Source organism: Nonomuraea sp. JJY05, from assembly GCF_043496855.1.
In the GTDB taxonomy this organism is placed as follows: domain Bacteria; phylum Actinomycetota; class Actinomycetes; order Streptosporangiales; family Streptosporangiaceae; genus Nonomuraea.
In genome coordinates this window covers 1-8886 of the sequence record NZ_JBIEIS010000102.1, presented here as the reverse complement: position 1 = coordinate 8886, position 8886 = coordinate 1, and the positions used below count along the sequence as shown (strand labels likewise).

Sequence of the window (8886 nt, the reverse complement as noted above, 5' to 3'; positions counted from 1 at the left end):
AGGTCGAGGGAGGCGTCGGTGAACGGGCCGGCCAGCGAGTTGAGCACCACGTCCATCCCTTCGCCACCCGTGATGGAGGCGAAGGCGTCGGCGAAGTCGAGGTCGCGGGAGGAGGCGATGTGGCCCTCAGGCACGCCCAGGGCGCGCAGCAGGTGCTGCTTGCCGGGTGAGGCGGTGGCGAACACCTCCGCGCCCAGATGCCGGGCGATCTGGATGGCGGCCATGCCGACCCCGCCCGCGCCGGAGTGGATCAGCACCCGCTCGCCGCGGGTGAGCCCGGCCAGGTCGACCAGCCCGTACCAGGCGGTCGCGAACGCTCCGGGAACCGACGCCGCGCGGGCGAAACTCCACCCCTGCGGCATCCTCGCCATCATCCGGCGATCGGCCACCACCCGCGGGCCGAAGGTCCCCTCGCCCAGGCCCATCACCCGATCGCCGGCCCGCAGCCCGTCCACCCCGGGCCCGACCTCGGAGACGATCCCGGCGAACTCGCCACCGATGAGCCCGCCCTGTTCGGGCACCATGCCCAGGGTCACGACCACATCGCGGAAGTTCAGGCCGGCCGCGCGGACCTCCACCCGCACCTCACCGGCGGCCAACTCCTGGTCAGCCTCCGGGGCGGGAATCAGGTTCAGCCCGTCGATGGACCCCTTGACCGGGCTGTCCAGCCGCCAGGCTGCCGGCCCCTCGGGCGTCGCCAGGTCGCCGGAGGTGTCCGCCCGAGCCAGACGGGGCACCAGCACCCGACCGGCCCGCACCGCCAGCTGCGGCTCGTCCTCCACGCCCAGCAACGAAGCCAGCGCCGTGAGCGAATCTGCCGCGCGATCGACGTCCACCAGCACGATCCGGCCCGGGTTCTCCGCCTGCGCCGAACGGACCAAGCCCGACACCGCCGCCTCGACCAGGGCACCACCGGTGGCGCTGCCGGCCTCCGTACCCGTCGTCACCGCACCCGTGGTCACCAGCACCAGCCGGGTGTCGGCCAGTCGCTCATCGGCCAGCCAGTCGCGCAGCACGCCCACGGCCCGGTCCAGCTCCGACCGCAGGCCCGCCGGCGGTTCTCGGTCATCGGCCTGCGGAAGAGGAATGACCAGGGTCGTGATGCCGTCGTCGCCGGCGGCCGCGTGGAGATCGGCGTACGAGCGCACCTCCAGGTCGCTGCCGCGCAGCGCTTCGGTCACTCTGCCGTCCGTCTCGATGACGGCTGTCGCCCCTCGGGCACGCGGCGGGTTCCAGCCGGGCGGGATCACCCACTGCAGGTGGTGGAGTGCCTCGTGGCCCGGCTGGGTACGCGACGACAGTCCACCGGCCGGCAGCGGGCGCGTGACCAGGCTCGTGACCACCGCGACCGGGGCGCCGGCGGCGTCGGCGATCCGGATGCTGGAAGCGCCGCCCTCGGCCGGAAGGACGTGAACGCGCACCTGCCGAGCGCCGGAGGCCAGGAGCTCCACCCCGTTCCAGGCGAACGGGAGCACCACGCCCTCACCCTGCTCGATGAGGCCGGTGGCATGCAGCGCCGCGTCAAGCAGAGCCGGGTGGATGCCGTAGGCATCGGCCTCGGCGGCCTCTCGCTCGTCGAGCTCCACCTCGGCGAACACCTCGTCGTCGCGGACCCAGGCCCGCTTGAGTCCCTGGAAGGCAGGACCATAGCCATATCCGGAGCTCGCCAGCGTCTCGTAGTGGCCGGACACGTCCACCGGCTGCGCCCCCGCAGGCGGCCACTGCCCATCGGCGAAGCCTGCGGTGCCGGTCGTCCCGGTGAGGGTTCCGGCAGCATGACGCGTCCAAGGGCGCCGGCCGGTGCGGGCGTGTAGCGTCACCTCGCGGCGGCCGTCCTCGCCGGCGGCGGACACCGCCACCTGGAGCTGGACCGCCTCGTCGGCCTCGATCACCAGCGGCGCCTCAAGCGTCAGCTCCTCCAGCACCGGGCAGCCGGCCTCGTCCCCGGCACGCACGGCCAGCTCCACGAACCCGGTGCCGGGGAAGAGCACCGTCTCCCCCACCGCATGATCGGCCAGCCAGGGATGCGTCGCGGTCGAGATCCGGCCGGTCAGCACCAGCCCGCCCTGGTCGGGCAGTTCCACCGCCGCGGCGAGCAGCGGGTGGTCCACCCGGGCCTGGCCCAGCCCGCCCGCGTCCGACACGCCGGTCGTGGCGGGCTCCAGCCAGTAACGCCGGTGCTGGAACGCATACGTGGGCAGCTCAGCGCCCGCCCCGGTCGCGGTGAGGAGCCGTTCCCAGTCCACCCCGACACCGGCGGTGAAGGCCTCGGCCACCGACCGCACGAACCGGTCGGGGCCGCCCTCGCCGCGGCGCAGCGATCCCACCGCCACCCCGGGCGAGGCGGTCGCGTCCAGGATGTCCTGCACCGCCATCGTCAGCACCGGATGCGGGCTCGCCTCCACGAACGCCGAGCGGCCATCGGCCAGCAACGCCCGCACCGCGCCCTGGAAGTCCACCGGCCGGCGCGCGTTGGAGAACCAGTACTCCGCGCCCAGCTCCGAGCCTGCCAGCACCCCACCGGTCACGGTCGAGTAGAACGGCACCCGGCCCGCCTCGGGCGTGATCGGGCCCAGCATGTCCAGCAGCTGCTCCCGCAGGGGCTCCACCATCGCCGAATGCGAGGCCACCGTGGTCGCGATCACCCGCGCCCGCGCCCCCTCACCACGCAGGCGCTCGACCAGCTCCTCCAGCGCCTGGACCGGCCCGGCCACCGCGCACGAAGCCGGCCCGTTGTCCGCGCTCACCTCCAGCTCCCCGCCCAGTGGGGCGAGACGTTCGCGAACCACGTCGGCGGGCAGCCCCACGGCGGCGATCGCGCCCCGTCCCCACAGCTCGGCGGCGAACAACCGGCTGCGCAGCACGACCACCCGCACCGCGTCGGCCAGCGACAACACCCCGGCCACGCAGGCCGCGGCCACCTCACCTTGCGAGTGGCCCACGACGGCGGTCGGGCGGACGCCGATGGACTCCCACAGTCCGGCCAGCGCGATTCCGACCGCGAAGGCGACCGGCTGCAGCCTCTCGATCGCGTTCAGCCCGGTCCCGTCGGCGTCGGCGAGCACCTGGGCCGGGTCCCAGTCCACCCACCGCCGGATCTCGGTGAAGCACTCCTCCAGCCGGGCGGCGAACACCGGCGACGCCTGCGCCAGCTCCACCCCCATCCCGGCCCACTGCGCCCCCTGGCCGGGGAACACCAGCACCGCATCCCGCCGGCCCGACGCCGTACCCGACACCGAGCCGGTCACCACCCCGGCGCCGGGCTCCCCCGCCGCCAGCGACTGCAGCCCGCTCAGCAACTCCTCGCGACCTGCGCCCATGACGACGGCACGGTCCTCGAACACCGGCCGCGTGCGTACCAGCGACAGCCCGACCTCCCCGATCGGCAACTCCGGCCGCGCCACCACATGCTCGGCCAGCCGGGACGCCTGGGCCCGCAACGCCTCCTCACCGCGCCCCGACACCACCCACGGCACCACCCCGGAAACCACCGGAGCGCTTTCAGGCGCGTCCTGCCGCGGCTCCGGCTCGGGAGCCTGCTCCACGATCACGTGCGAGTTCGTCCCGCTCACGCCGAACGACGACACGCCCGCCCGCCGCGGCCTGCCCGCCGGCTCCGGCCAGTCCCGCGCCTGCTCCAGCAGCCGTACCTGGCCCTGCTCCCAGTCGACATGGGTCGTGGGGGCGGACACGTGCAGGGTCTGCGGCAGCAGACCGTGCCGCATCGCCAGCACCATCTTGATCACGCCGGCCACGCCCGCGGCCGCCTGCGTGTGACCGATGTTCGACTTCACCGACCCCAGCCACAGCGGCTCCGCCGAATCACGATCCCGCCCGTACGTGGCCAGCAACGCCTGCGCCTCGATCGGGTCGCCGAGCGCGGTCCCCGTCCCATGCGCCTCGACCGCGTCCACCTCAGCGCCGGACAACCCCGCGCTCGCCAGCGCCTGGCGGATCACCCGCTCCTGCGAAGGACCGTTCGGAGCCGTCAAACCATTACTGGCCCCGTCCTGGTTGACCGCCGACCCGCGGATCACCCCCAGCACCCGATGGCCGGCAGCCACCGCGTCCGACAGCCGCTCCAGCACCAGCACACCGACACCCTCGGACAGGACGGTGCCGTCGGCCTCGTCGGAGAACGCCTTGCACCGGTCGTCCCGCGCCAGGCCGCGCTGGTGGCTGAAGTCCACGAGGAGTTCCGGCGTGGCCATGATCGTCACGCCGCCCGCGAGCGCGAGCGTGCTCTCCCCGGCGCGCAGCGACTGGCAGGCCATGTGGATGGCGACGAGCGAGGAGGAGCAGGCGGTGTCCACCGTGACCGCGGGCCCTTCCAGGCCCAGCGTGTACGCCACCCGGCCGGAGATGACGGAGCTGGAGTTGCCCGTTCCCAGGTAACCCTCGCTGCCCTCGGGCAGGGGCCCCCGGCCCACCTCGTAGTCGTTGGCGAAGGCGCCGATGAAGACGCCGGCGGAGGTGCCGCGCAGCGAAGCCGGATGGAGGCCGGCCCGCTCCAGGGCCTCCCACGAGACCTCCAGCACCAGCCGCTGCTGCGGGTCCATGGCGACGGCCTCACGCGGGCTGATCCCGAAGAACGCGGGGTCGAACTCGTCCGCCCCTTCGACGAATCCGCCCGAGCGCGCGTAAGTCGTCCCGCTGCTGTCCGGGTCGGGGTCGTACAGCGCTTCCAGGTCCCAGCCACGGTCCTTCGGGAACGGGACGATCCCCTGCTCGCGCTCCAGCAGCAGCTTCCACATGTCCTCCGGCGAGTTCACCCCGCCGGGGTAGCGGCAGCTCATCGCCACGATCGCGATCGGCTCGCGCTCCTTCTCCTCGACCTCACGCAAACGTCGGTTGGCCTGCTGGAGATCCTCGGTCACTCGCCGGAGGTACGCGAGGAGCTTCTCTTCGTCAGCCATGCCGTCCCGCCTTCCCTAAGGGGTTTCTTGCGTTTGCTGTCAGACAACCGGTTGGGGGACCTACAGGCCCTGGTCGATCAGCGAGAAGAGCTCGTCGGCGCTCGCCGTGCGCACCTTGCTCTCCTCGTCCGTTCCGGATCGGTCTCCGCGCCACTCGTCCATGAGCTTCTGCAGGCGAACGGTGATCTCGGACCGCGCCTCGACATCGATGGCGATCTTGCCGAGCAGCCGGCCCAGGTCGTCCAGGCTCTGCAGTACCTGTGATTCGACCGGTTCCTTCTTCGGCAGGAGCTGGCTGCCCATGTAGTCGGCGATGGCGACCGCGTTGGGGTAGTCGAAGATCAGCGTCGCCGGCAGCCGGAGCCCGGTGGCCCGGCCGAGCCGGTTGCGCAGCTCCACCGACGTCAGGGAGTCGAATCCGAGTTCGCTGAAGCTCCGGTCCGGATCCACGTGCTCCTCGGAGGCGTGTCCCAGCACCCCGGCGGCCTCCGTACGTACCAGCGAGACCAGCATGCGGTCCTGCTCGGCCGGGGCCAGGCCGGCCAGGCGCTGCTGCAGCGCCGGCTCGCCGTCCGAGGCGGGTGCCGCGCTCTGGGCGGTACGGCGTGCGGGGGTGCGCGCCAGGCCGCGCAGGACGGCGGGGATGCCGTCCTCGCGTGCGCCGAGAGCACGGGCGTCCATGGGCAGCGGTACGAGGAAGGGCTCCGGCATGGTCAGGGCGGCGTCCAGCAGTTGCATGCCTTCGGCGGCACCCATGGCGGTGAACCCCGAACGGGACAGCCGCTCCAGGTCGATGTCGCCCAGCCGGCGCGTCATGCCGCCGGTCTCCGGCGCCCAGACGCCCCAGGCGAGGGACTGTGCGGGCAGGCCGGCGGTGTGGCGGTGGATGGCGAGCGCGTCCAGGAAGGCGTTGGCGGCGGAGTAGTTGCCCTGTCCGGCGCTGTCCAGGGTGGCTGCGGAGGAGGAGTAGAGCACGAACGCGGCCAGGTCGAGGTGCTGGGTGGCCTGGTGCAGGTGCCAGGCGGCGTCCGCCTTGGGCCGCAGCACCCGGTCGATCTTGTCCGGCGTGAGAGAGCCGATCACGCCGTCGTCCACCACGCCGGCGGCGTGGAAGACCGCCGTGAGGGGATGCTGGGTGTGGACGCGGTCGAGGAGTGCGGTGACCTGCCCGGGGTCGGACAGATCGCACGCGGCGATCTCGACCGTCGCGCCCGCCGCCTCCAGGTCGGCCCGTAGCCGGTCGGCGCCGGGAGCCTGGTCGCCCCGGCGGGAGGCCAGCAGCAGATGCCCGGCCTGGTGCTGGGTGGCCAGGTGGCGGGCCACGATGGCGCCCAGTCCGCCGGTGCCGCCGGTGATCAGGACGGTGCCGTCGGGGTCCAAGGTGCGCGGCATGGTCAGGACGATCTTGCCGGTGTGGCGGGCCTGGGCCATGTGCCGGAAGGCCTGGCGGGCCTGCTGGACCGGCCAGCACCGCACCGGCAGACCTGCCAGCTTCTGGCCGGCGAACAGGTCCAGCAGCTCGCCCAGCATCTGCCCGATCCGCTCGTGCCCGGCGTCCATCAGGTCGAAGCTGCGGTAGCGGATCCCGTTGTTCGAGACGTCCGCTGGATCACGCAGGTCGGTCTTGCCCATCTCGATGAACCGGCCGCCGGGGGCCAGCAGGTCCAGCGAGGCGTCGGTGAACGGGCCGGCCAGCGAGTTGAGCACCACGTCCACCCCTTCGCCCCCGGTGACGGTGGCGAAGGCGTCGGCGAAGTCGAGGTCGCGGGAGGAGGCGATGTGATCGTCGGCCACGCCCAGGGCGCGCAGCAGGTGCTGCTTGCCGGGTGAGGCGGTGGCGAACACCTCCGCCCCCAGATGCCGGGCGATCTGGATCGCGGCCATGCCGACCCCGCCCGCGCCGGAGTGGATCAGCACCCGCTCGCCGCGGGTGAGTCCGGCCAGGTCGGCCAGCCCGTACCAGGCGGTCGCGAACGCTCCCGGGACCGACGCCGCGCGGGCGAAACTCCACCCCTGCGGCATCCTCGCCATCATCCGATGATCGGCGACCACCCGGGGACCGAAGGTCCCCTCGCCCATGCCCATCACCCGGTCGCCGGCCCGCAGCCCGTCCACCCCGGGCCCGACCTCGGCGATGACACCGGCGAACTCGACGCCCATCGCCCCGGCCTCACCCGGGTACATGCCCAGGGAGTTGAGCACGTCGCGGAAGTTCAGACCGGCCGCGCGGACGTCCACCCGCACCTCGCCGGCGGCCAGCTCCCGGCCGGCTTCCGGCGCCGGGATCAGGGTCAGCCCGTCGATGGATCCCTTGGCGGTGCTGTCCAGGCGCCAGCCCTCGGTCCCTTCGGGCATCGGGAGGTCGCCGGAGGTGTCCGCGCGGGTCAGGCGGGGCACCAGCACCCGACCGGCCCGTACCACCAGCTGCGGCTCCTCCTCCACGCCCAGCAGGGAGGCCAGCGCGGTGAGCGAATCGGCCGCGTCGTCGACGTCCACCAGAAGGATCCGGCCGGGGCTCTCGGCCTGCGCCGAGCGCACCAGGCCCGACACCGCCGCCTCGACCAGCGCGCCGCCACCGGCGCTGCCGGTCTCGGAGCCGGTCGTCACCGCGTTGCTGGTGACCAGCACCAACCGGGTCTCGGCCAGCCGCTCATCGGCCAGCCACCCGCTCACCACGTCCACGACCCGGTCCAGCTCCGACCGCAACCCCTCCAGCGGCCCACGCCCGTCCCGGCGAAGCACCCGCATCACCACGGCGGCGGGAACAGCCTGCCCGGACGCGACCGCAGCACCCAACGCCGCCACGTCCACGTACTCTTCGACACCACCACCAGCGGACTCGACGGCCGCGGCCAGACCAGGCCACCGCTCGCCCACCACCGCCACGTCGCCCACCGACGCGCCCGCGAGGTCGCTCGCCGGCGGCACCCAGTCCATTCGCAGCAGCGACGACGAGGACGCGGTCGCGGTCAGCTTCTGGTCCGCGAGCTCCCGCAGGATCAGCGAGCCGATGGAGGCCACGGCCTGTCCCGCGGAGTCTCCCGTCTCCAGGGTCACCGCGCCGTCGTCGGCACGGCGCAGGCGTACGCGCAGGTGACTGGCGGCGGAGGCGTGCAGTCGCACCTCGGTCCAGGCGAAGGGCAGAGTGATCTTCGAGTCGTCGGAGAGCCGTTCGGCCACGCCGATGGCGTGCAGTGCCGCGTCCAGCAGCGCCGGGTGGATGCCGTAACGGCCGGCCTCGGCGGCCTCCCGCTCGCCGAGTTCCACCTCGGCGAACACCTCTCCGTCACGCTCCCAGGCTCGCTTGAGCCCCTGGAACGCCGGTCCGTATCCGTACCCGGCGGCGGACAGCGTCTCGTAGTGGCTCGACACGTCCACCGCCTGCGCTCCTGCCGGCGGCCACTGGCTCCAGTCGAAGCCCGCCGCGTCGCCGCCGTCCGCCGCGGCCACGATCCCGGCGGCATGGCGGGTCCACGGCCGCGTACCGCTGCGGGCGTAGACCGTCACCTCGCGCCGGCCGTCCTCGTCGGCGGCGGCCACGGCCACCTGGATCAGGACCGGCTCGTCCCTTTCGAGCACCAGCGGCGTCTCGATCGTCAGCTCTTCCACCACCGAGCAGCCGACCTCGTCGGCCCCGCGCACCACCAGCTCCACGAACCCGGTGCCGGGGAACACGACCTTCTCCCCCACCGCGTGGTCGGCCAGCCACGGATGCGCGGCGACCGAGATCCGCCCCGTCAGAACCACTCCACCCTGATCGGGCAACTCCACCGCGGCTCCCAGCAGGGGGTGATCCGCGGGGGCCTGGCCGAGGCCGTCGACGTTCGTGGCGGTCGCGGGCGCTTCGAGCCAGTAGTGGTGGTGTTGGAAGGGGTAGGTGGGCAGGTCGGTGGTGGTGGCGTGGGTGTGGGTGAAGAGGTTGTGCCAGTTGATGGGGGTGGTGGTGTGGGTGTGGGTGGTGGCGATGGCG

Annotated in this window: 2 protein-coding genes; both read right to left on the bottom strand. The window is 73.2% G+C overall.

Going from position 1 to position 8886, the window contains the following annotated elements; all coding sequences use genetic code 11:
* On the bottom strand, positions 1-4916 hold a 4916-nt coding region (locus ACFKCF_RS61275; RefSeq protein ID WP_394506694.1), incomplete at its 3' end, for a beta-ketoacyl synthase N-terminal-like domain-containing protein.
* Between the two features lie 60 nt (positions 4917-4976).
* Positions 4977-8886 (bottom strand): SDR family NAD(P)-dependent oxidoreductase (locus ACFKCF_RS61270; RefSeq protein ID WP_394506693.1); only part of this gene is annotated, 3910 nt, incomplete at its 5' end.